The 23154-nt window shown below is 29.6% G+C and carries 22 protein-coding genes; 13 read left to right on the forward strand and 9 right to left on the reverse strand.

From position 1 onward, the window contains the following. The first annotated feature begins 170 nt into the window (after window positions 1–170). A complete protein-coding gene (gene uvrB, locus ACSHW5_RS15410; protein WP_435677042.1) occupies window positions 171–2159 on the forward strand; it encodes an excinuclease ABC subunit UvrB in 1989 nt (662 codons plus the stop codon). Window positions 2160–2188: 29 nt separating this feature from the next. Here the strand turns inward: uvrB and pepE are convergent, their stop codons facing one another. Continuing rightward, a complete protein-coding gene (gene pepE / locus ACSHW5_RS15415; RefSeq protein ID WP_435677043.1) occupies window positions 2189–2899 on the reverse strand; it encodes a dipeptidase PepE in 711 nt (236 codons plus the stop codon). 95 nt (window positions 2900–2994) lie between these two features. Here pepE and ACSHW5_RS15420 point away from each other — a divergent pair, with 95 nt between their 5' ends. From ACSHW5_RS15420 to ACSHW5_RS15450, 7 genes are all read left to right on the forward strand, one after another. Further along, on the forward strand, window positions 2995–3777 hold the full coding sequence (locus ACSHW5_RS15420) for a carboxypeptidase-like regulatory domain-containing protein (RefSeq protein WP_435677044.1): 783 nt from the start codon (window positions 2995–2997) through the stop codon (window positions 3775–3777). A 17-nt stretch (window positions 3778–3794) separates the two neighbouring features. Next, a complete protein-coding gene (locus ACSHW5_RS15425; RefSeq protein ID WP_435677045.1) occupies window positions 3795–4547 on the forward strand; it encodes a hypothetical protein in 753 nt (250 codons plus the stop codon). Between the two features lie 19 nt (window positions 4548–4566). After that, the gene (locus tag ACSHW5_RS15430; RefSeq protein WP_435677046.1) at window positions 4567–5379 is read left to right on the forward strand and encodes a hypothetical protein; all 813 of its coding nucleotides are present in this window, start codon (window positions 4567–4569) and stop codon (window positions 5377–5379) included. Window positions 5380–5394: 15 nt separating this feature from the next. After that, on the forward strand, window positions 5395–6198 hold the full coding sequence (locus ACSHW5_RS15435) for a hypothetical protein (protein ID WP_435677047.1): 804 nt from the start codon (window positions 5395–5397) through the stop codon (window positions 6196–6198). Between the two features lie 29 nt (window positions 6199–6227). Beyond that, window positions 6228–6725 carry a DUF6702 family protein gene (locus ACSHW5_RS15440; protein ID WP_435677048.1) on the forward strand — a complete coding sequence of 166 codons (498 nt, stop codon included), beginning with the start codon at window positions 6228–6230 and terminating at the stop codon, window positions 6723–6725. A 67-nt stretch (window positions 6726–6792) separates the two neighbouring features. Further along, window positions 6793–8925, forward strand: a complete 2133-nt coding sequence (locus tag ACSHW5_RS15445; RefSeq protein WP_435677049.1) for a M1 family metallopeptidase — start codon at window positions 6793–6795, stop codon at window positions 8923–8925. A 176-nt stretch (window positions 8926–9101) separates the two neighbouring features. Continuing rightward, complete coding sequence (locus ACSHW5_RS15450; protein WP_435677050.1) at window positions 9102–11312, forward strand: M1 family metallopeptidase; 2211 nt, start codon at window positions 9102–9104, stop codon at window positions 11310–11312. A 249-nt stretch (window positions 11313–11561) separates the two neighbouring features. On the opposite strand, the gene ACSHW5_RS15455 is transcribed toward ACSHW5_RS15450, so the two are convergent. Further along, window positions 11562–12380: a lysophospholipid acyltransferase family protein gene (locus tag ACSHW5_RS15455; RefSeq protein ID WP_435677051.1), complete on the reverse strand. Its 819-nt coding sequence runs from the start codon at window positions 12378–12380 to the stop codon at window positions 11562–11564. Between the two features lie 56 nt (window positions 12381–12436). Beyond that, a complete protein-coding gene (locus ACSHW5_RS15460) occupies window positions 12437–13063 on the reverse strand; it encodes an NUDIX hydrolase (RefSeq protein WP_435677052.1) in 627 nt (208 codons plus the stop codon). Between the two features lie 84 nt (window positions 13064–13147). Here ACSHW5_RS15460 and ACSHW5_RS15465 point away from each other — a divergent pair, with 84 nt between their 5' ends. Next, window positions 13148–13411 carry a hypothetical protein gene (locus ACSHW5_RS15465; RefSeq protein WP_435677053.1) on the forward strand — a complete coding sequence of 88 codons (264 nt, stop codon included), beginning with the start codon at window positions 13148–13150 and terminating at the stop codon, window positions 13409–13411. A gap of 86 nt (window positions 13412–13497) precedes the next feature. Here the strand turns inward: ACSHW5_RS15465 and ACSHW5_RS15470 are convergent, their stop codons facing one another. The 4 genes from ACSHW5_RS15470 to cysS all read right to left on the reverse strand — a co-directional run bounded on the left by ACSHW5_RS15470 (window position 13498) and on the right by cysS (window position 16656). Then, a complete protein-coding gene (locus ACSHW5_RS15470; protein WP_435677054.1) occupies window positions 13498–13812 on the reverse strand; it encodes a DUF6787 family protein in 315 nt (104 codons plus the stop codon). Window positions 13813–13817: 5 nt separating this feature from the next. Beyond that, complete coding sequence (gene lgt / locus ACSHW5_RS15475) at window positions 13818–14672, reverse strand: prolipoprotein diacylglyceryl transferase (RefSeq protein WP_435677055.1); 855 nt, start codon at window positions 14670–14672, stop codon at window positions 13818–13820. A gap of 166 nt (window positions 14673–14838) precedes the next feature. Further along, the gene (gene yidD / locus ACSHW5_RS15480) at window positions 14839–15081 is read right to left on the reverse strand and encodes a membrane protein insertion efficiency factor YidD (RefSeq protein ID WP_435677056.1); all 243 of its coding nucleotides are present in this window, start codon (window positions 15079–15081) and stop codon (window positions 14839–14841) included. A gap of 96 nt (window positions 15082–15177) precedes the next feature. Continuing rightward, window positions 15178–16656 carry a cysteine--tRNA ligase gene (gene cysS, locus ACSHW5_RS15485; protein WP_435677057.1) on the reverse strand — a complete coding sequence of 493 codons (1479 nt, stop codon included), beginning with the start codon at window positions 16654–16656 and terminating at the stop codon, window positions 15178–15180. A 501-nt stretch (window positions 16657–17157) separates the two neighbouring features. Between cysS and ACSHW5_RS15490 the strand changes: the two genes are divergently transcribed. Continuing rightward, entirely contained in the window at window positions 17158–17544 is a 387-nt protein-coding gene (locus ACSHW5_RS15490) for a DUF2306 domain-containing protein (RefSeq protein WP_435677058.1), read from the forward strand. Between the two features lie 279 nt (window positions 17545–17823). Here ACSHW5_RS15490 and ACSHW5_RS15495 read toward each other — a convergent pair whose 3' ends face one another. Continuing rightward, the gene (locus ACSHW5_RS15495; RefSeq protein ID WP_435677059.1) at window positions 17824–18114 is read right to left on the reverse strand and encodes a helix-turn-helix domain-containing protein; all 291 of its coding nucleotides are present in this window, start codon (window positions 18112–18114) and stop codon (window positions 17824–17826) included. 1 nt (window position 18115) lies between these two features. Further along, a complete protein-coding gene (locus tag ACSHW5_RS15500; RefSeq protein ID WP_435677060.1) occupies window positions 18116–18454 on the reverse strand; it encodes a type II toxin-antitoxin system RelE/ParE family toxin in 339 nt (112 codons plus the stop codon). A 203-nt stretch (window positions 18455–18657) separates the two neighbouring features. Between ACSHW5_RS15500 and ACSHW5_RS15505 the strand changes: the two genes are divergently transcribed. The 3 genes from ACSHW5_RS15505 to ACSHW5_RS15515 all read left to right on the forward strand — a co-directional run bounded on the left by ACSHW5_RS15505 (window position 18658) and on the right by ACSHW5_RS15515 (window position 22964). Then, on the forward strand, window positions 18658–19890 hold the full coding sequence (locus tag ACSHW5_RS15505) for a M48 family metallopeptidase (RefSeq protein WP_435677061.1): 1233 nt from the start codon (window positions 18658–18660) through the stop codon (window positions 19888–19890). A gap of 244 nt (window positions 19891–20134) precedes the next feature. Further along, the gene (locus ACSHW5_RS15510; protein ID WP_435677063.1) at window positions 20135–22354 is read left to right on the forward strand and encodes a RelA/SpoT family protein; all 2220 of its coding nucleotides are present in this window, start codon (window positions 20135–20137) and stop codon (window positions 22352–22354) included. A gap of 163 nt (window positions 22355–22517) precedes the next feature. Next, window positions 22518–22964 (forward strand): Fur family transcriptional regulator, encoded by a 447-nt coding sequence (locus ACSHW5_RS15515; protein WP_435677062.1) that lies wholly within the window; start codon window positions 22518–22520, stop codon window positions 22962–22964. Window positions 22965–23154 lie beyond the last annotated feature (190 nt).

Here is a 23154-nt window from a genome sequence, read left to right on the forward strand (position 1 = left end):
CTTTCTTCAGATGATTATTGGTTTAATATCACCTTAATTCCTGCAAATCCAACAAAACAACCCATCAACAAAATAGGACATTTTTCTTTGTTGAGGAGATAGAAAAATTTCTTCTTAAAAGTTCAAATAAATACGGATATTTTACAAAAAAGTATCCGTATTTTTACATTATGGAATTTAAATTGGTATCAGAATTTTCTCCTACAGGAGACCAACCAGCAGCAATAAAAGAACTTTCAGAAGGAGTTTTATCCCAAGAAAAGTTTCAAACACTTTTGGGTGTTACAGGTTCTGGTAAAACCTTTACGGTGGCAAATGTGGTTAAAAATGTTAAAAAACCAACGTTGGTTTTGGCACATAATAAAACGTTGGCTGCACAATTATATTCAGAGTTTAAGCAGTTTTTTCCAGAAAATGCTGTCGAATATTTTGTTTCTTATTATGATTATTATCAACCAGAAGCTTACATTCCTGTAACAGGAACTTATATAGAAAAAGATTTATCCATAAATGAAGATATTGAAAGACTTCGTTTAAGTACTACTTCTTCCCTACTTTCAGGTCGAAGAGATGTTTTAGTAGTTGCTTCCGTTTCTTGTTTATACGGAATTGGAAATCCAACAGAATTTAAGAAAAACGTAATTCCTATTGAAGTTGGACAGCAAATTGCAAGAACAAAATTTTTACATCAATTAGTAACAAGTTTGTATTCTAGAACAGAAGTTGAAATAAAAAGTGGAACATTTAAGGTAAAAGGTGATGTGGTTACCATTTATCCATCATACGGAGACAATGGTTATAGAGTACATTTTTTCGGAGACGAAATTGAAGAAATAGAATCCTTTGATTTAGAAAATAATGCCGTTTTAGAAAGTTTTAGCGAACTGACTATTTACCCTGCAAATTTATTTGTAACCTCGCCTGATGTGTTACAAAATGCCATTCATCAAATTCAAGAAGACATGGTAAAACAGGTAGATTATTTTAAAGAAATTGGCAAACATTTAGAGGCAAAACGATTAAAAGAGCGTACAGAATTCGATTTAGAAATGATTCGTGAATTGGGGTATTGTTCTGGTATTGAGAACTATTCTAGATATTTAGATGGCAGAAATCCGGGCACAAGACCTTTCTGTTTATTAGATTATTTTCCGGATGATTATTTAATGATCATTGATGAAAGTCATGTAACGGTGCCGCAAACGCATGCCATGTATGGCGGTGATAGAAGTAGAAAAGAAAACTTAGTAGAATATGGTTTTAGATTGCCTGCGGCGATGGACAATAGACCTTTAAAATTTGATGAATTTGAAGCCATTCAAAATCAAACCATTTTTGTTTCTGCAACACCAGCCGATTACGAATTACAAAAAACGGAAGGTCTTTTTGTTGAACAAGTAATTAGACCAACAGGATTGCTTGATCCTGTAATTGAAATAAGACCCAGTTTAAATCAGATTGATGATTTAATTGAAGAAATACAAATACGCGTTGAAAAAGATGAACGTACTTTAGTGACTACTTTAACCAAAAGAATGGCAGAAGAATTAACTAAATATTTAGCCAGAGTAGATATTCGCTGTCGTTATATTCATTCTGATGTAGATACGCTAGAACGTGTAGAGATTATGCAAGATTTGCGTAAAGGTTTGTTTGATGTTTTAATTGGTGTAAACTTATTGCGTGAGGGTTTAGATTTGCCAGAAGTTTCCTTAGTGGCTATTTTAGATGCAGATAAAGAAGGATTTTTAAGAAGTCATCGTTCTATTACTCAAACGGTTGGTAGAGCCGCAAGAAACGTAAATGGATTGGCAATTTTATATGCTGATAAAATAACCAACAGTATGCAAAAAACCATTGATGAAACGGAAAGAAGAAGAGAAAAACAAATAGCGTACAACACAAAAAATAACATTACGCCTACTCAGATAAATAAAAAAATAGACGACACATTGTCTAAATCTTCCATTTCTAGCTATCATTATGACAACGCCAAACAAGTTGCGGCAGAACAAGATTTACAGTATTTACCGAAAGAGGAAATAGAAAAACGCATTAGAAATACACGAAAACAAATGGAAGCCGCTGCAAAAAATTTAGATTTTATTGTAGCTGCAAAATTACGTGATGAAATTGCTGTTTTAAAAGAAAGTTTATAAGTAATTTTATTTGCAACTATTTTTGAGAATTAAATAAGAAAATAGTTATTTATAATTCCATTTTTAATTTCAATTGCCTCTTGGTTTTTCTGAAACAAACGAGCTGTTAGTTCGCCTTTTAAAGAGATATCATTGTTATAAACTTCTAACCAAGAACCTTCTCGCAAACCCAAAACAGCAGTTTCATTAAAAACATGGTATTCTTTTATACGTGTTTCTCTTGTTTCCCCTTTATGAGTAGAACCTTTTATAGGATCTAAATAATGCGCATTAATATTAAACGGAATACAACCTAATGTTACAAAACTTGGCGGATAAACAATTGGCATATCATTAGTATTCATCATTGTTACACCACAAATATTGCTTCCTGCGCTTGTTCCTAAATAGGGAGTTCCTGTCTGTATTACATTTTTTAAATCAACCAAAACATCATTTTTATACAATTGATTTACCAATTCAAAAGTATTTCCGCCACCTGTAAAAATGGCTTCGGCTTTTAAAATAGCATCGTTTGCATTTTTAAACTCATGAATTCCTTTTACTTCAATATTAATCGTAGAAAATGCTTTTTTTGCAATAGCAGTGTACTCATTATAAGAAATTCCAGAAGGTCTAGCATACGGAATAAAAAGAATCGTTTTTACATTTGTAAAAAAGGTTTGTAATCTTGGTAATAAATACTCTAAATATCCGCTTCCATAAATGGTTGATGTACTAGCAATAATCATTTTTTTCATAGATCAAAAATAATCATTTTAATGTTTTTACTTTAACATAAGTTTACAATTCTATTAATAGAGTTTTAAGAGGCACTTCTACTTTCTTTGTATCAATGAGAAAATTATATTTTTTTTACTTTTTGGCACTTAGTTCTATTGCTATTAATGCCCAAGAAAAAAGAACACTAATACAAGGTAAAGTAACCTTAGATAGTTTGTTTATCAACAACGTACATATTATTAATAAAAACACCAATATTGGTACAATTACAAATGAATATGGTGTTTTTGAAATTCCTGTAAAATTGGGCGACAGCCTCTTTGTTTCTCATTTAAATTATAATGATACCATCATTTTTATTTCTGATAAAATTCTAAAAAATGAAAATTTTAACATCAAACTAGTAGAAAAAACATACACTTTAGAAGAAATTACAATAGAAAAAAAACAAAGTATATTTTATGTTGATAAAGAAATAATGCCAGATAATGGCGTTGTAGTAAATGCAGAAACACTTCACTTACCTTATGCAAATACCACTGCAAAAAAAGACGAAGCTGTGTTAAAAATTCGTTCTGGAGGCGTTGTAAATTTAGACAATTTGATTAACAAAATTAACGGAAATCAAAAACGAGAAAAGCTTGCTAAAAAATTAAAAAGTGAAGATACTGAACTAACAAAAATTAGAAAATACTTTACTGATGACTTTTTTATCACAGATTTAAAAATTGAAAAAGATTACATTAATCAATTTTTAAGTAGTTGTTTAAATAAAAACATTCTTTATGTTTTTAAGCATAAAAACAAGCTTCAATTGTTAAAGTTGTTGATACAAGAAAGTGCTCTTTTTCCTCGAAAAATAATAGACGAAAATGGGTTGCTTTCTAAAAAATAATTCAGAAACGCTCTTATATGGTTAAAAAATTACTCCTTTTAATTTGTCTCTTTTTTTTAAATATCACCTGTTTTTCACAAAACAACAAACCCTTATATGGCATTATAAAAGACTCTTTAGGTGTTATAATTAATACACATATAGTGAATCTAAACTCTAAATTAGGTACAATTTCTTCTATAAATGGTACTTTTAAAATATCGGCTACAGCCGGAGACACTTTATTAATTAGCAATGTAAAATATCTAGAAAAAAAATACATTGTTAAAAAAACAAGTTTTAGCTTTAGTGATTTAATTATTTACTTACAGCCAAAAACCTATAAATTAGATGCTTTTGAATTAAAAAGAAACTACTTAACTGGTCATTTAGATGTTGATTTACATAGCACTCCTAACAAAAACACAAAACTTATAAATGGCGTTTCATTAGGTTTACCAAATGCTGGTTTAAAAAAGATGAAAAAAGTAGACAGAAAAATATACGCCATAACAAGCACTAATATAGATTTACTACTTGTTGTTTTGTCTGGTAGATTAAAAAAATTAAATGTAGAAAAGAAAGTTATACAAGAAGACACAGAGGTTCAATTAATGTATGATAAGCTCAAATACTATCTAAATAAAAATTTTAATATTAAAAAAGAAGATACTTTTAGGTTTTTATACTTCTGTAGACAAGACACACTTTTTAAGAAAAAATATGTAAAGAATGAGTTTGAATTAATTAAATTTTTACAACTAAAGTCTAAGGAATTCAATAGCATTTAAAATAAAAAGAATTTGCTATATGATAAAAAAAATACTTTTAACATTCTTAGTGCTTGGCATTACAAATGCTACTTTTTCTCAAGGGCAAAAAACAATTCTTTACGGCAAAATAGTAGATTCTTTAGATGTTGTTAAAAACGCAAATATCATCAACTTAAAAACCAACAAAGGTACTTTTTCTTTGGATGACGGAACATTTGCAATACAAGTTTCTCTTGGAGATTCTCTACACATTTCATCCATACAACATCGCACTAAAAAAATAATTATTTCAAAAAGTATTCTTGTTAACAAAAGTGCTACTTTTTACTTAAAATCTAATACATATATATTGGATGAATTTGAATTAAAAAGAAATAATTTAATTGGCATCTTAGGAATAGACTCTAAAAGAGTACCCAAGAATAGAAAAGATTCCTTATTAAAAGATGCTATGAATTTTTCTAATGTAGATTTCTCTCAAAAAGACTCAAGAATTGATGCAAACAATAGAGCTACCCCACCAATTGCTGTAACAGTAGCCAATCAATATTCTGGTTTAAACATTGGCAACCTAGTAAAAATACTAAACCCTTTTAAAAAACAAAAACGTATAAAATTTAAAGAGGAAGATTTAAACCCAAATAACACGTTACCTATTCAATTATTGTCTGAATTAGGCGATGAATTCTTTTTTGAAAAATTAAAAATTCCGAAAGAAAATTACCTACTTTTCTTAGAATATTGTCATCTATCAGAATTAGAGGAACTATATAAAAACAATAAGATTTTAGATCTTATAGAAATATTGCAGAAAGAAAGTATTTCTTATTTGAAAATAATAAAAAAATAGTAACTTAGCAATGATATGATAAAAAAACTACCTACTTTATTAGTGTTATTGTTTATTCAGTTACACACTTTCTCTCAAGAAAAAAAAACAACCATAAACGGAAAGATATTAGATTCGTTAGGCATTGTTAAAAATGCTCATATTATCAACATAAAAACGCATCAAGGAACTTTTTCTTCGGATGAAGGATCATTTAGAATGTTTGTTTCGGTTGGAGATTCTTTACAAGTTTCTACCATACAACATCATACCAAAAAAATAGTAATTACAAAAAATATTTTTGACACTAAAAACGTTGCAATATTTTTAACATCTAACGTGTTTGAACTAGATGAATTTGATTTAAAACTTAATAATTTATCCGGAATATTAGGTGTAGATTCTAAAAACCTACCTGTAAATAAAAAAGATTCATTATTAAGAAAATTAATGGATTTCTCTGATGTAAACATGAAAATTGTAGAAGGAGATGATCATATAGACCAAAGAGTACGGCCACCTGTGGTAAATACAATGCGAAATTCTTTAGAAGGCGTTGGTGCAGCAGCAAAACTTCCTTTTAAAAATTCTGAACGCTTGTGGGCTTTGCGTAAAAAATTAGCTATTAATAAAGCATTTCCGTACAAAATTATGTCTGAATTGGGTGAAAACTTTTTCTTTACAAAATTACAAATTCCAATAGAAAATTATTTTCATTTTTTAGAATATTGCAATCCTTTAGGCATCGAAAATTTGCATAATAACGGTAAAATTTTAGAAGTTATTAATATTTTACAAAGAGAAAGTGTACCTTATTTAAAAATTATTAATATTGAGTAATTTGGCGCAATAATTGTTTTATGAACCCTATGAAATTAAAAAAAATATATGTACTTCTTTTTGTAATTCCGCTACTCTCCTTCTCTGCTCACAAATATTATTTGAGTTTAACCCAAATTGAATATAGTAGCAACTCACAATCTATTCAAATAACAATTAATGTTTTTATGGATGATATAGAAGAAGCCCTAAACAAAGATTATAATATTGATTTACAATTAACTACAGAAAAAGAATTAAAAAACAACGACCACTATTTTAAACAATATTTAAACGAAAAACTACATTTTAAAATAAATGACGTTGCTAAAAGATTTAATTATATCGGCAAAGAATATGACGGTGAATTGGTTTATTTTTATTTAGAAATAGATAGTATTAAAACGGTAAAAACAATAGAACTTACCAATACAATTTTAACCACACATTTTAAGAAACAACAAAATTTAATAAAATCTAAAGTTGGCAAAAAACATAAAAGTATGTTGCTATCCGCTAATAATGATAAAGCTTTGTTAAAATTTTAACTCTTTTTAACTTTTTCACTAACTTATCCGTAATTTGTGATCTTTTGTAAACCAATTTAAAATCATCATGAAGAAACTCACTTTTCTAGTATTGTCCCTCTTTTTTATTGCATCAAATACTTTTGGGCAAGACTCAAAAATAACCAAACAAGGACATACAAATCAGAATAAATTTAAACAACTAAAAGATGAGTTGGCAACACCTAACAGTCAAAGAACTGCTTCTGGCGCACCCGGTAAAAAATATACTCAGCAAAAAGTAGATTATGTAATGGACATTGTTTTAGATGATGACAAACAACGTATATCTGGAAGTGAAACCATAACCTATCATAACAATTCTGAAGATAATTTACCTTATTTATGGATGCAGTTAGACCAAAATATGCGCGCCGCAGATTCTAAAACACCAGACATTCAATCTAAAAAAATACCAACAAGCATAAGTAAAGACGAGTTTCAAAGTAATTATATAGACAAACCTTTTGATGGCGGATTTAAAATTATGTCTGTTACCAATACCAATGGCAGTAAGTTGTCTTACACCATTAACCAAACTATGATGCGTATTAATTTACCTCAACCTTTGGCTGCAGGTGCTACCTTTTCCTTTAAAGTAACCTGGTGGTACAATATTAATAATCATGTAACACAAGGTGGAAGATCTGGTTTTGAACATTTTCCGGAAGATGATAATAACAGTTACGTAATTGCACAATTTTACCCAAGATTGTGTGTCTATGATAATGTAGAAGGTTGGCAAAACGACCAATTTTGGGGAAGAAGTGAGTTTGCGCTAGAATTTGGAGATTTTGATGTAAACATAACAACACCGGCAGACCATACTTTAGGCGCAACTGGCGTCTTACTAAATGAAAAAGAATTATTTTCTACAGAACAACTTAAAAGATTGGCTCAAGCAAAAAAATCTTTCGATAATCCTTTGGAAATTGTCACCCAAAAAGAAGCCATTGAAATAGAAAAAACCAAATCAAAGAAAACTAAAACTTGGAAATTTTCTGCAAAAAATGTTAGAGATTACGCATTTGCAACATCTAGAAAATTTATTATGGACGGTATGGCTGTAGATATAAACGGCAGAACAGTAATGGCATATTCATTCTATTCTAAAGAAGCAAATCCGTTATATGGCGAACATTCTACAAGAGCTGTAGCACAAACGTTAAAAACCTATTCTAAATATACTTTTGATTATCCGTACCACAAAGCAATTTCTGTAGACGGACAAATGGGTATGGAATATCCACAAATTTGTTTCAATCCTGGTCGTCCAGATGCAGACGGAACGTATTCTGACAGAACAAAATACAGAATGATAAAAGTTACCATTCATGAAGTTGGCCATAATTTTTTCCCGATGATTGTAAACTCTGACGAAAGACAATGGACTTGGATGGACGAAGGTTTAAACTCTTATGTAGAAATGTTAGCAGAATTAGCGTATGACAAAGATTTTCCTATTACAAGAGGTTATCCAAAGAATATAGTAGCATATATGAGTGGTGATCAATCTAAAATTGCACCTATTATGTCTAAAGGTGATCACGTGTATGAATTTGGAAACAATGCCTACGGAAAACCCGCAACCGCTTTATGGATTTTAAGAGAAACCATTATGGGAAAAGAATTATTTGATCATGCTTTTAGAACCTATGCGCAACGTTGGATGTTTAAGCACCCAACACCAGCAGACTTTTTTAGAACTATGGAAGATGCTTCTGCAATGGATTTAGATTGGTTTTGGAGAGGTTGGTTTTATACCACCGATGTAACAGATATCGGCATAAAAGGTGTCAAGAAATTTTACACAGACAACACAAATACTTATAACGTAAATTTTATTGAAGACACAACGCCTGGTTTAAGTTTTGGCGCACAAAAAAATCCAAATTCAAAATTTCATTATGAAATTACTTACAACAAACCCGGCGGATTGGTAATGCCTATTATTGTAGAATTTAGCTATAAAGATGGTACAAAAGAAAGAAAAACGTATCCAGCACAAATCTGGAGACTAAATGATAATGAGGTTACCAAAGTTTTTTCTTCGGATAAAGAAATTACTAAAATTGAAATAGATCCAGATTTAGAAACGGCAGATGTAGACACCTCTAATAACAGTTTTCCAAAAGAGGTAGAAAATAAATTTGAGAAATTTAAAAGTAAAATTAAAGGATAGTTCCTTTAATAAATCTAATAAAAGCGATATTTAAAATATCGCTTTTTTATTTTAAAATTTTACTTTATTTATCAAAACTTACTATTTGATAAAAATATGTTAAAAAAACTTTCATTTTTTAACCGTTAAATAACATAATCTTATTTTTGTAAACATAAATAATTCAAATAATATATATGAGAAAATTTAGCTTACTCCTATTTTCTATTTTCTTTGTAGCAACAACATCTTTTGCCCAAGAAAATGAAACTGAAAATGCAAAAGAAGTAATACAAGGTCATACAGATCAAAACAAATTCAGGCAAATGAAAGATGTTTTGGCAACACCAAATGATCAGCATACTGCTTCTGGTGCGCCAGGACATCAATACACACAACAAAAGGTAGATTATGTAATGGACATCCGTTTAGACGAAGCTACAAATTTTATATATGGCGATGAAAAAATTACCTATCACAATAACTCTAAAGACAATTTAGAATATTTATGGGTACAATTAGATCAAAATATGCGTGCCGATGATTCTCAAACTCCATTAACTAAATCTACAAGTGGTTCTACAGCATATTTAACTCCAGAAAAATTTAAAACCACTTACATGAAAGAAGGTAAAGGCTTTGGTTTTAACATAGAAAAAGTAGAAAGCAACGGAAAACCATTATCCTATTTTATAAACAACACCATGATGCGTGTAAACTTACCGAAAGGTTTAGCCTCTGGCGAAACTTTTAAGTTTAAAATAAAATGGAATTATAAAATAAATGACATTAATAAAGATGGTGGACGTTCTGGATTGGAAACTTTTGAAGACGGAAACAACAACTATACAATTGCTCAATTTTTTCCAAGATTAGCTGTTTATAACAATGTAGAAGGATGGCAAAATATGCAGTTCTGGGGAAGAAGTGAATTTGCTTTAGAATTTGGAGATTACGAAGTAAATTTAACAGTTCCTGCAGATCATATAGTAGATGCTACCGGGGTTTTACAAAATGAAAAAGATGTATTATCAAAAACACAACGTAAACGTTGGGAAAAAGCAAGAAACACTTTTGATAATCCTGTAATGATTGTAACACAAGAAGAAGCTGAAAAAGCTGAAAAAGGTCGCGCAACAAATACAAAAACATGGAAATTTAAAGCGAATAAAGTTCGTGATTTTGCCTTTGCAACCTCTAGAAAATATATTTGGGATGCCATGGCTACAGATATTAATGGTAAAACTGTCATGGCGGTTTCTTTATATCCGAAAGAAGGAAATCCATTATGGGAAGAACACTCTACAAGAGCAGTTGCACATACGTTGATTGAATACTCTAAATTAACTTTTGATTATCCATATCCCAAAGCTATTTCCGTGCATTCAGAAAGACAAGGTATGGAATACCCTATGATTTGTTTCAATTTTGGACGCCCAAATCCGGACGGAACATATTCTGACAGAACTAAAAAAGGAATGTTAGGCGTAATTATACATGAAATTGGACATAATTTTTTCCCGATGATTGTAAATTCTGATGAAAGACAATGGACTTGGATGGATGAAGGACTGAATTCTTTTGTAGAAATATTGGCAGAATTTTCTTATGATTATGAATTATTTGCAAAAAACCCTGCTTCTGAAATTACAAGATATATGAGCGGAGACCAAAGCAACATCTCTCCTATTATGTCTCAAGGAGATTATGTAAATCAATTTGGTCCTAACGCATACACAAAACCAGCATCTGGTTTGTATATTTTACGTAAAACTATTATGGGACCAGAATTATTTGATCATGCTTTTAGAACCTATTCTCAACGTTGGATGTTTAAACACCCAACACCAGCGGATTTTTTCAGAACTATGGAAGATGCTTCTGGTATGGATTTAGATTGGTTTTGGAGAGGTTGGTTTTACACAACTGATGTAACGGATATTGGAATAAAAAACGTTAGACCACTTTATTTAACAGACAAGCCCAATGAAAGAGTTGCCAAATTAAAAATACAATACCAACAATATTTTGAACGTTTAGGAGACTTAGTTTTTATTACGGATAAAAAAGAAGATGCCAATGCCAAAGCCATGGATGCATACGCTAACGGAAAAGAAATACCTAGCTATATTTATGAAGTTGAATTTGAAAAACCAGGAGGTTTAGTAATGCCTTTAATTGTGGGGTTAACCTATGCAGATGGTACAAGTGAAAAACAAACCTTCCCGGCTCAAATTTGGATGAAAGACGATACAACCGTAAAAAGAGTATTTACTTCTGCAAAAGAAATTGTAGAAATCATTGTAGACCCAGAATTTGAAACTGCAGATATAGATACTTCTAACAACAACTGGCCTAAAAAAGAATCGAATAAGTTTGAACTTTATAAAGAAAGAATTAAAGGTTAATACAACCAAAAATTCTTATAAATAATAAAAGAAACCTCACAAATTAGTGAGGTTTCTTTCGTTTAAAACAATAAGTTTACCTGTTGTTATAATGATAAAATACAAGCCAAACAGTGGCGTTAAAACCAACAAACAACTTTAGTTCTGCTGTAGCTTTAATGGTACATTTAGAACAAAAAAAACATCCAAAAAACTGAAAATAAATTCAACCTAATTAGATGTTTCTTTTTAAAATTAGCTTTTGTCTTTTTAAGAACTCCAGAAAGTTCTTTTTTTATTAAGTTCTTCTTCTTCTTTAGTAAGTTCTTCTAATTCTTTTACAGACAACACTTTTAAGAAAGAAGGATGTTGCTCAATAGCATACTCTATTTTAGTAACAATTTCTGCCACACTTTCATTCTCATAATTTATTTCTAACGGTTCTTTAATTACCATAGACTGCAGCACATTTCGTTTTTTAATATTCAATCCTTTTTTATCAAAAGAACGTCTGAAACCATCAATTACAATAGGTACTACAACCGGTTTGTAGGTTTTAATAATATGCGCTGTACCTCTTCTAATTGGTCTAAAAGGAGTTGTTGTACCTTGCGGAAAAGTAATTACCCAACCATCGTTAATTGCTTTTCCTATATTAGAAATATCAGAATTTTTAACTTGCCTTTTTACATCTTTCCCGTCACTTCTCCATGTTCTCTCAATTGAAACCGAGCCCATATATGCAAATATTTTAGGCAATAATCCAGATCTCATTGTTTCTCCTGCCGCAACAAAATAAACGTTTAATTTGGGTTTCCAGATATATCCAATATTCTTTATAGAATCATCTCTACCACTTAAAGAAGCATTAAAAACATGATACATAGCTGCTACATCTGCAAAATAAGTTTGATGATTGGCAATAAATAAGACCCCTGAATCTGGTAATTTTTTAAGATTCTCTGAACCTTCTATTTGAAGGTTGTTAAATTTACGATATCTACCGTGAGATACAATTCCAAAAATTCTGATAAGCCATTTTTTTAATATCAAAATATGGCCAAAAGGATTCCTTTTAAATAAAGGCATTCTAGTTAGTTTTTAAGTGGTTTATAACAAATTTACAAAACAATTGATGAAGAACCCTATTTTAAGAGTTCTTTAATTTCAGAAAGCATCATTGCTGTTGCTCCCCAAACAATATTTTTATTAAATACAAAACAAGGTACTGAAATATTATTCATATATGAAGTGTTCATTTTAATATTGGTAATAGAGTTTTCATCTAACAAATCTTGTACTAAAACTTCTATCGTTTTTTCAACTTCATAGTTTAAAACAAATGTTGGTTGTGTTTCTACAAACCCTAAAAAAGGTGTTGCTAAAAAATTACTTGGCGGAATATACACATCAGTTATTTCTCTAATAATTTTTACAGCAGATGTTAAAACTCCAACTTCTTCAAAAGTTTCTCTTAAAGCGGTTTGTTCTAAATTTACGTCTGTTTTATCTATTTTTCCACCAGGAAAACTAATTTGAGCGGAATGTGTTCCTTTATAACTAGCTCTTTGCGTGAGTAAAAAGCAAGTTTCATTATTTTTATTTGGATAAAACAACGCTAAAACTGCAGCTTTTCTTGGATTGTTTGCTTTAATTTTCTCAGTATCAAACTGTAACCTAACAGCTGGTGCCAATTTAAATTGAGCAGACAAACCTTGTAGTTCTGAGCTTTTTAGAAATTTAATTTTTTCTTTAAATTCTTGAAAAATCACGTTTAAAAGTTAATTTCAGCAAACATAAAAATTTATAGGATAAAACAATATCTTTTGGCAAGAATTTTGCTGATTATTTAAATAATGAATAAAAAATACAAAAAACTAGTACTAAGTCTTGTTTTAGATGCCATTGGATTCATTCCTTTTACAGATATTGTTTGGGCGCCATTATCTGCCTATATAATGACAAAAATGTATAAAGGAAAAGAAGGAAAAGTTGCAGCAATACTTAGTTTTATTGAAGAGGCAATTCCATTTTTAGATATCGTTCCCACTTTTACTATTATGTGGTTTTACAGTTATGTGATTAAAAAAGAAAAGGTTGAAACTATCATTGAAATCTAAAAGACAACTTATTCACCAATAAAAACACCCAATAAGCCAAATGGTTTTAAAGTAAAATAATGCAATTTTTAACTAGTAAGTATTCATTACTCCTCTTGTTTTTTAAACAAAAAGCCCAATCCTATTCTGCTTAAAAACTTTTTTTCAAATTCCCAAAAAAACTTAAATTGACCAAAAAACCAACCAACAATTGGCAGTGTAAGTTGGTAAATAGGAAAAATTAATAATATTCTTAGTGGCCAAAAAACCCAAGGGTTTGTTGTTTCTTGCGATAATCCTAAAAAGACAGTTATTGGTTTTGCAACCCAAGTTGCAAAAGAGCCATTTATAGAAAAAACAACAAATATTGCTACAATAGACCAATTACTGGTTATTCCCCAGCGTTCTTTAAGTTTTTCCATTTTTATTATTCTATTTTTTGTGTTTTTCTAAACATTAACCAAAAACCAATTAAAACTAATGGGATACTTAATACCTGCCCTGTATTTAAAGAATTAAAGACCCAATCTTCTCTACCTTCTACTTGCGCTTCTTTTAAAAATTCTATAATAAATCTTAAAGACCAAAGAACTACCATAAAAAGACCAAACAAATAACCTACTTGTTGTTTTTTATCTGTTTTCCAATACAAATGCCAAAGCACAAAAAATAAAACTAAATAACTAAAAGCTTCATATAATTGCGTTGGATGTCTAGGTACAGTTTCTCCGGCAGCCTTAAAAATTACGCCAAAATTAGAACCTGTTTCTTTACCATAAATTTCTGAGTTGAAAAAATTACCAAAACGAATAAAAAACCCAGCCAAAGCTACCATAATACCCAACCTATCTAAAATAAACAACCAAGGTTTATTTAGATGTTTTTTAGCATAAAAATACATGGTTACTATAATACCAATTGCAGCACCATGACTTGCAAACCCAGTAAATCCTGTAAATTTCCAACCTTTTATAATTCCAAATAAAGAATCGTTTGCACTTTCTTTTATAGGTAAAAATATTTCTAATAAATGATTTTGATAATAACTCCAACTATAAAAAAATACATCGCCAAAACGCATTCCTACCAACATAGAAATAAACGTGTACATAAATAAAGTATCTAACTTTTCTACAGGAATTTTATCTTCTATATATATTTTTTTCATCAAATGTAAACCCAACAAAAATGCCGTAACAAACATTAAACTATACCAACGAATGGTAAAAAAGCCTAAATCAATTCCTATTGAAGGATTCCATTCTATTCCTAAAAAAATCATATTTTTCTCTGTGTCTGGTCGAGCGCAGTCGAGACCTAATTATTATAATGTTAATCTAAAAAAACCTCTCGACTGCGCTCGAGGAGACATTTTTATTAGAACCTAAAATTTTAATCAATTAGTCATAAGTCTTTTGTCATTAAGCCTTACGTCTATTTTCTTATTTCTATTCTTTTTTCTCTAAATTCTCTGGTACAGGATCATAACCACTACCTCCCCAAGGATGACAACTAAATATTCTTTTTAAGGCTAACCAACCGCCAGTAAATAAACCATGTTTTTGTAAAGCTTCAATTGTATAATGCGAACACGTTGGACTATATCTACACGTTGCCGGAGTAAAGGGTGATATTGCCGTTTGATAAAAACGAACTAGTAAAATAAATGGATATGAAAGTATTTTTTTCAAAAACTAAATTTTATTTATTTCTAAAAGTTCTTGATACAATTTCGATAAAAAATCGAAATCACTCGAACTGATAAATTTACAATTCGTAATTTCTTTTTAATTAATTAAAAAAGAGGTTCCTTCTCTTCCATCTTTTAATTGAATACCCAAGGCAATTAATTCATCTCTTATCTGATCTGATAATGCCCAATCTTTATTTTCTCTAGCTTCTTTTCTTAATTTAATAAGCAACTCTACTACACCATTAATCTTTTCTGAATTGTCTTGTGAATTTTCATTCATCAACCCTAAAACATCAAAAACAAATGCATTTAAGGTTGCTTTAAATTCAGTTAAATCTTCTGCATTTAAACTTGCTTTTTGTTCTTTAATAAGGTTAATCACTTTTACAGCATCAAACAATTGAGATATTAAAACAGGTGTATTAAAATCGTCGTTCATGGCAGCATAACAAGCCGTTTTCCATTTTTTTACATCAAAAGTAGACGTTTTATCTGCCGTTATTTTTTCTAAGAAATTTACAGCTTCCATTAATTTAGAATGTCCTTTTTCAGAGGCTTCTAACGCTTCTCCAGAGAAATCTAAAATACTTCTATAATTAGCCTGCATATTAAAAAAACGAACTACACTTGCGGAAAATGCTTTTGGTAAAATATCATTTTTTCCTGATAAAATTTCATTGGGTAAAATAAAATTCCCTGTTGATTTAGCCATTTTCTGGCTATTTAACAAGAGCATATTAGTGTGCATCCAATAATTAACAGGAGTTACTCCGCTACATGTCTTAGATTGTGCAATTTCACATTCGTGATGTGGAAATTTCAAATCCATTCCGCCACCATGAATATCAAAACTTTCGCCCAAATATTTTGTACTCATTACAGAACATTCTAAATGCCAACCCGGAAAACCATCGCTCCAAGGTGAAGGCCAACGCATTATATGGCGTTCGTCTGCTTTTTTCCAAAGGGCAAAATCTTGTGGATTTTTCTTATCCGATTGCCCGTCTAAACTTCTAGTATTGTGAATTAAATCTTCTACTTTTCTACCAGAAAGAATGCCGTAATTTTCTTTTTTATTGTATTCGTGTACGTCAAAATACACAGAACCATTTACCTCATATCCAAAGCCTTTTTCCATGATTTCTTTAATCATTTCTATCTGCTCAACAATATGTCCTGTTGCAGTTGGCTCTATACTAGGCGGTAAAAAGTTGTAATTTTTTAACACATCATGAAAGTCTACAGTGTATTTCTGTACTACTTCCATGGGTTCAATTTTCTCTAAACGCGCTTTTTTAGAAATTCTGTCTTCGCCTTCATCTGCATCATTTTCTAAATGACCTGCGTCTGTAATATTGCGCACATAGCGCACTTTGTAGCCTAAATGTAACAAATATCTATAGACAACATCAAAGAACATAAATGTTCTCACATTACCTAAATGAGCGTTGCTATAAACCGTTGGACCACAAACGTACATACCTACGTATCCGTCTGTTATGGGTTTAAATTCCTCTTTTTTTTTGCTAAGAGAATTGTATACTTTAAGTTGATTTTCTTTGTAGAGTTCCATTAAAAAAGTGACTTTTTACAGCCGATAAAGATAGACACTTTAAAAAGAATGACGAAATGGAATTTGTTAGAAGTTTGGTAAATTTAAAAGTAATTTTTTAGCAACAATTTCATTAGAATTTTCTTTCTTTAAAATCACTCTTTTTAATAAGTTTAAAAAACTCAAAAAATACGGGTAACCATGAATCATTTGCACTCCTTTTTAGCCTGTTAACTGCCAAAAAAGTTATGTTACCTAGTTTCAACTTTTTTCATATTGAACTTTATAACATCGCTTTTAATAGAAGCACGTACAATTTTCAGTACATAAAAAAAGCATTTAAAAACTAGTAACAATATGCAAACTTTCTAATACAAGCCAATTTCTATTGATGAATTTGTTGCTAAAATTCTAGAAGCTAACTCTACTTTTATAAACAAAGCACACGAGTATTATTTTCACAATAAAATAAATTTTGTTTTAATAATTAGCTTATTTTTAAATTTTTAAAAGCTTAATTCTATGAGTTATATCAACTTAATGTACCTGCATTTAGCAACCGTAGTTCCTTGTTTTATAATTGGAACAATTTTATTATTGATAAAAAAAGGTACCAATACACACAAAAATTTTGGAAGAGTTTATATGATTCTGATGCTAATAACAGCTGGCATAACACTCTTTATGCCTGCAGAAGTTGGCCCTAGAATCTTTAATCATTTTGGGTGGATTCATAGTTTTAGTTTTCTTGCCATTTATACGGTTCCTACCGCTTATTTAGCGATTAAGAAAGGCAATGTAAAAGCACATAAACGAAAAATGATTCTATTATATTTTGGAGCAATCATCATTGCAGGAGGATTTACTTTTACACCAGGTAGGTATTTATACAACTTATTTTTTAGCTAAACATAAAATAAGCTTTACAAGTTTAGAAGCTATTATTTTTTTGTGAAAATATTAATATAGTAACTCTTTCTAAAAACTAGCAAACAACTTACAAATAGGAACTTTTGTTCAAGGCATTTACACAAGGTTTAGTTGCGTGTTTTAGTAATAAAGTTAGGAAATAAAAACACAGATAGAAAGTGTTTCACTTTTTGGGGTAGTTCAAAGTCCAAAAGGACTTTCTCAAGTAAACAAAAACTAGCAAAAAAGTTTATATGGTGATAACTACAGTACTTTTATTTATGAAATTTCAATATTCAAATGTTTTCCAAGACCTAATTCAATTAGTTTGTAATAAGTAGATATTTGAATGTCACTCAATCCACGTTCAATTCGTGAAATATAGCTTTTTTTAGTTCCAGTTCTTTCCGCCAATTCTTCTTGGGTTAAATTAGCTTCTTTTCGAGCTTCTTTTAACATAATTCCTAATCGAAATGCAAGAGAGTCAGCGTCATATTTATCACGATTTTCATTTCCTTTTTTTCCATATTCTCCAATTAGTATATCTTCAAAATCAGTTATTTTATTCATATTATTTGTTTTTATCTTTTAAATATTCTTTTTTAAGATTTTCAGCAAGTTTAATTTCCTTCTTTGGTGTTTTTTGAGTTTTCTTTACAAAACAATTAGCAAGTACAACTAAATTTCCTTCGTCGAAAAAACATAATATTCTTATACTTTTGAAAGTTGTAATTACACGTACTTCATAAATACCGTCTGTATTTTCAAGGTATTTAAAAAACTTTTTTGGTACTTGTCTTTCAAACCGAACTAAATCTAAAACATATCCAATTTTTTCTCGAATCTTTTCGTCTTGTGCTTTATAGAATTTAGCAAAATATTCCTTGTAAATAATTATCTTTCTTATCACATTACAAAGTTAACTAATTAGTTTACTAAATTCAAATAAAATCTCACGCTTTTATAAATCAACGAATTTTTTCACGTATTGCCGCCAACTCATTTAATGAAAGTATTTTTTATCACTTTTTGGTAAACAATTATTATTTTTTAAACCTAAATTGCTTTTTCTTTGTCCATTATTTACAGAAACCCGAACAACTTAAAAATCAAATGCAACCAACAACTATATTTTACATATTAATAGCACTATTAGTCATTAATTTTATTGTTGATAAAATATTAGACTCCTTAAATGAAAAACATTTTGATGACGAAATTCCTAGTGAATTAAAAGATGTTTATGACAAAGAGGAATACAAAAAATCGCAAGCTTATAAGAAAACCAATGCCAAATTCTCTAACCTTGTTGGTACTTTTTCTATGATAATCACGCTATTTTTCTTTTTTATAGATGGTTTTAAATACATAGATAATTTTGCAAGAAATTTTACAAGCAACCCAATTTTAGTCGCACTAATTTTCTTTGGTATTATAATGATAGGCTCAGACATTATAAAAACTCCTTTTTCTTATTACCAAACATTTGTGATTGAAGAAAAGTTTGGGTTTAACAAATCTACCGTAAAATTATTTTGGCTAGATAAATTAAAAGGTTGGTTTATGAGCATCTTTTTAGGTGGTGGAATTATAGCTCTTATTATTTGGTTTTATCAACTTACAGGAAAAGATTTTTGGATATACGCCTGGATGCTTGTTGCTGTTTTTTCTTTTTTTATGAATATGTTTTATGCAAAATTGATTGTTCCTTTATTTAACAAACAAACCCCTTTAGAAGAAGGCGAATTAAAATCTGCTATTGAAAAATACGCTAAAAAGGTAGGTTTTACCATTCAAAATATTTTTGTAATTGATGGTTCTAAACGCTCTACAAAAGCCAATGCCTATTTCTCTGGTTTTGGTTCTCAAAAAAGAATTACACTTTATGACACCTTAATTAACGACTTAGAAACAGATGAAATTGTAGCTGTTTTAGCACATGAAGTTGGACATTACAAAAAAAAACATATTATCTTTAACCTAATTGCATCTCTACTACTTACAGGACTTACATTGTTTATTTTATCTCTTTTTATAAATTCTCCTGCCTTGTCTGAAGCCTTAGGTGTATCAATACCTAGCTTTCATATTGGTTTAATTGCATTCGGAATTTTATACTCTCCTATTTCAGAAATTACAGGATTGTTTATGAATTATATGTCCAGAAAATTTGAATATCAGGCAGATAATTTTGCAAAAGAAACTTTTGAAGGGAAAGCACTCATAACATCGCTTAAAAAATTATCTAAAAATAGTTTGAGTAATTTAACGCCACATCCGGCCTATGTTTTTGCACATTATTCTCATCCAACTTTGTTGGAAAGAATTAAAAATTTAAAAAGCTAATTTTTTTCTATCACAGAATTTACAATTTATTCTTTCTTTTTCTGAAGTTCAAAAAGTGTCTTTGTAGTGTTCTTATTTTAAGAATAAGTATTCAAACTTAAAAGTAAAACCACTAAACAGATACCAATTTTTTACATTTTTAGAAAATAAGAATTAATTACATTTAGAAAACGAAATACTTGTATGTTAAAATACTTATAGTTACTTTCACTTTAAGTTAAAAAATAATAATTTGAGTGAAATTTTGGAATATAAAGCAACCATAGAAGAAGAAAATAAGGAAATAGCAAATAGATACAAAGATTTGCTAAAAGGCACTTATGAAGTCTTATCTAAAGAAGATAAAGTACTTATAAGAAAAGCTTTTGATATTGCTGTAGATGCACATTCTAAACAGCGTAGAAAAACGGGCGAGCCTTATATTTTTCATCCTATTGCTGTGGCAAAAATAGTGGCAATGGAAATTGGTTTGGGTGCAGTTTCTATAGCTTCTGCTTTGTTACACGATGTTGTAGAAGATACCGATTATACCATAGATGATATGGAACAATTGTTTGGTGAAACTATTGCCAGAATTGTAAACGGACTCACAAAAATTTCTCGATTAAACAAAGAGCAAGACGCTTCTATTCAAGCAGAAAATTTTAGAAAAATGCTCTTAACATTGCATGATGATGTGCGAGTAATTTTAATAAAAATTGCAGACAGGCTTCATAATATGCAAACTATGGATGCAATGCCAGCCCATAAACAAGTAAAAATTGCATCAGAAACGCTATATATTTACGCACCTTTGGCACACAGATTGGGTTTGTACAATATTAAAACAGAATTAGAAGACCTAGGATTAAAATACACAGAACCAGATGTTTATAATGACATTGTAGCTAAAATTAAAGAAAGCAAAGAAGAGCAACAAAAATATTTAGAATCTTTTACCAATACATTACAAAAAGGATTAGACAAAGAAAAATTTACCTATGAAATAAAAGGACGTTTCAAATCTATTTATTCTATCAGAAGAAAGATGAGAAGCCAAAACGTAACTTTTGATGAAGTTTATGATAAATATGCCATTAGAATTATTTATACCACCACTTCTAATGATGATAAATTTGATGCTTGGAAAATTTATACCATTGTTACAGATTACTTTAAACCCAACCCTACCAGATTAAGAGATTGGATTTCGCAACCAAAATCTACAGGTTATGAAGCCTTACATATTACGGTTGTTGGGCCAAATGCAGAATGGGTAGAAGTTCAAATTCGTTCAGCAAGAATGAACGAAATAGCAGAAAAAGGATATGCAGCTCATTTTAAATACAAACAAGGACCAGAAAAAGAAAGTGGATTAGAAACTTGGCTAAATAAATTAAAAGAAACCCTTGAAAATCAGAGCATCAATGCTGTAGATTTTGTGGAAGATTTTAAACTAAACCTTTATTCTAAAGAAATTTATGTTTTTACACCTAAAGGAGATTTAAAATCGTTACCAAAAGATGCATCAGCATTAGATTTTGCATTTTCTATTCACACAGATGTTGGTTTAAAATGTAGAGGAGCAAAAGTAAACGGAAAACTAGTTCCTTTAAGTTTTACCTTAAAAAGTGGCGATCAAATAGAAGTAATAACCAGCGCTGTTAATAAACCAAATGCTAGATGGTTAGATTTTGTAATTACAGCTAGAGCTAAAACTAAAATTAGAGCAGCTTTAAAAGAAGAAGAAAAACAAATAGCAGAAGAAGGAAAAGCCGTTTTAACAAGAAAACTGCGTCATTTAAAAATTCCATTTAATGAAAAAACCATCAATGAATTGGTGAGTTTTTTTAAATTAAAAACTAGTTTCGATTTATTTTTTAGAATAGGTAATGGCGCTATAGATAATACGCAATTAAAAGCCTTTGTAGCACAAAGAAGTAGTACTATTTTAAATTTCTTTAAAACCAAATTAAGAAAAAACCCTACGGTACATGAACCCGTAGAGACGGATGAAGTTTCTAATAAATACGATGCCCTAGTTTTTGGAAAAGAAGAACAAAAATTAGATTATAAAATTTCTAAATGCTGCAACCCAATTCCGGGTGATAAAGTTTTTGGCTTTTTAACCATAAATGATGGATTAAAAGTTCATAAAAAAAATTGTCCGAATGCAATTTCTTTACAATCTAATTACGCTTATAGAATTATGCCTGCAAAATGGATAGATTCTACCAAACAAGATTTTAAAGCTATTTTAAAAATAAATGGTGTAGACAACAAAGGTATTATCAACAACATCACTAGAATTATTTCTAGTAACATGGGCGTTTTTATTAACAGCATAAATGTTGCTGGTGATGAAGGTGTTTTTGATGGAAAAATATCTTTAAGTGTTAAAAATAGTTCGCAATTAGGTAAACTTATTAAAAGCATAGAAAAAGTAGAAGGCATTAAAAAAGTAGAACGCGTTAATACGTTGTAACCCGTAAATTAACTTGTAAAACACAATAAAAAACAGCGGTTATTTTAACAAACCCATTCCAAAGAATTACTTAGTTATTTTTAAAAGGTAGTTTCACTAATAAAAAATGGCTTTTATTCAGAAATAACTGTAAATTTGTAAATTCTAAAAAAAAGCAATATAAATGAGTAATTCTCTTGAGAATCAAGACGTAGTTAAAAAAGTTTTCACCTCTTATCTGGAAGAAAACAAGCACAGAAAAACTCCTGAACGTTTTGCTATACTTCAAGAAATTTATGATGCTGAAGAACATTTTGATATAGAATCTCTTTATATTAAGATGAAAAACAAAAATTATAGAGTTAGTAGAGCTACACTTTATAATACTATAGATTTGTTGTTAGATTGCGGATTAGTTAGAAAACATCAGTTTGATGGGCAATCTATGGCACGTTATGAAAAAAGTTATTTTGATAAAAATCACGATCATGTAATATTTACAGATTCTGGCGAAGTAAAAGAGTTTTGCGACCCTAGAATTCAAATTATCAAAAAAACAATAGAAGATGTTTTTAATATTGATATTCATAATCATTCACTCTATTTTTACGGAACAAAAAAGAAAGAATAGCCATGTATTTGGCAGTTTTCAGAATACAATTTTCAATTAAAGTATTTTCTAAAAAACTTTATGTCTTTGTATTTTAAATAAAATGAAATAATAAAAAATATAATTAACTATACAACAACAATTAACACAACTATAATGGCTGTAGATTTATTACTAGGATTACAATGGGGAGATGAAGGAAAAGGTAAAA

It is taken from the genome of Polaribacter sp. (assembly GCF_051251875.1).
Lineage (GTDB): Bacteria > Bacteroidota > Bacteroidia > Flavobacteriales > Flavobacteriaceae > Polaribacter.

Coding starts and splice junctions, on each gene's coding strand:
- uvrB (WP_435677042.1), top strand. CDS start 171: ATGGAATTTAAATTGGTATCAGAATTTTCTCCTACAGGAGACCAACCA.
- pepE (WP_435677043.1), bottom strand. CDS start 2,899: ATGAAAAAAATGATTATTGCTAGTACATCAACCATTTATGGAAGCGGA.
- ACSHW5_RS15420 (WP_435677044.1), top strand. CDS start 2,995: ATGAGAAAATTATATTTTTTTTACTTTTTGGCACTTAGTTCTATTGCT.
- ACSHW5_RS15425 (WP_435677045.1), top strand. CDS start 3,795: ATGGTTAAAAAATTACTCCTTTTAATTTGTCTCTTTTTTTTAAATATC.
- ACSHW5_RS15430 (WP_435677046.1), top strand. CDS start 4,567: ATGATAAAAAAAATACTTTTAACATTCTTAGTGCTTGGCATTACAAAT.
- ACSHW5_RS15435 (WP_435677047.1), top strand. CDS start 5,395: ATGATAAAAAAACTACCTACTTTATTAGTGTTATTGTTTATTCAGTTA.
- ACSHW5_RS15440 (WP_435677048.1), top strand. CDS start 6,228: ATGAAATTAAAAAAAATATATGTACTTCTTTTTGTAATTCCGCTACTC.
- ACSHW5_RS15445 (WP_435677049.1), top strand. CDS start 6,793: ATGAAGAAACTCACTTTTCTAGTATTGTCCCTCTTTTTTATTGCATCA.
- ACSHW5_RS15450 (WP_435677050.1), top strand. CDS start 9,102: ATGAGAAAATTTAGCTTACTCCTATTTTCTATTTTCTTTGTAGCAACA.
- ACSHW5_RS15455 (WP_435677051.1), bottom strand. CDS start 12,380: ATGCCTTTATTTAAAAGGAATCCTTTTGGCCATATTTTGATATTAAAA.
- ACSHW5_RS15465 (WP_435677053.1), top strand. CDS start 13,148: ATGAATAAAAAATACAAAAAACTAGTACTAAGTCTTGTTTTAGATGCC.
- ACSHW5_RS15470 (WP_435677054.1), bottom strand. CDS start 13,812: ATGGAAAAACTTAAAGAACGCTGGGGAATAACCAGTAATTGGTCTATT.
- lgt (WP_435677055.1), bottom strand. CDS start 14,672: ATGATTTTTTTAGGAATAGAATGGAATCCTTCAATAGGAATTGATTTA.
- cysS (WP_435677057.1), bottom strand. CDS start 16,656: ATGGAACTCTACAAAGAAAATCAACTTAAAGTATACAATTCTCTTAGC.
- ACSHW5_RS15490 (WP_435677058.1), top strand. CDS start 17,158: ATGAGTTATATCAACTTAATGTACCTGCATTTAGCAACCGTAGTTCCT.
- ACSHW5_RS15495 (WP_435677059.1), bottom strand. CDS start 18,114: ATGAATAAAATAACTGATTTTGAAGATATACTAATTGGAGAATATGGA.
- ACSHW5_RS15505 (WP_435677061.1), top strand. CDS start 18,658: ATGCAACCAACAACTATATTTTACATATTAATAGCACTATTAGTCATT.
- ACSHW5_RS15515 (WP_435677062.1), top strand. CDS start 22,518: ATGAGTAATTCTCTTGAGAATCAAGACGTAGTTAAAAAAGTTTTCACC.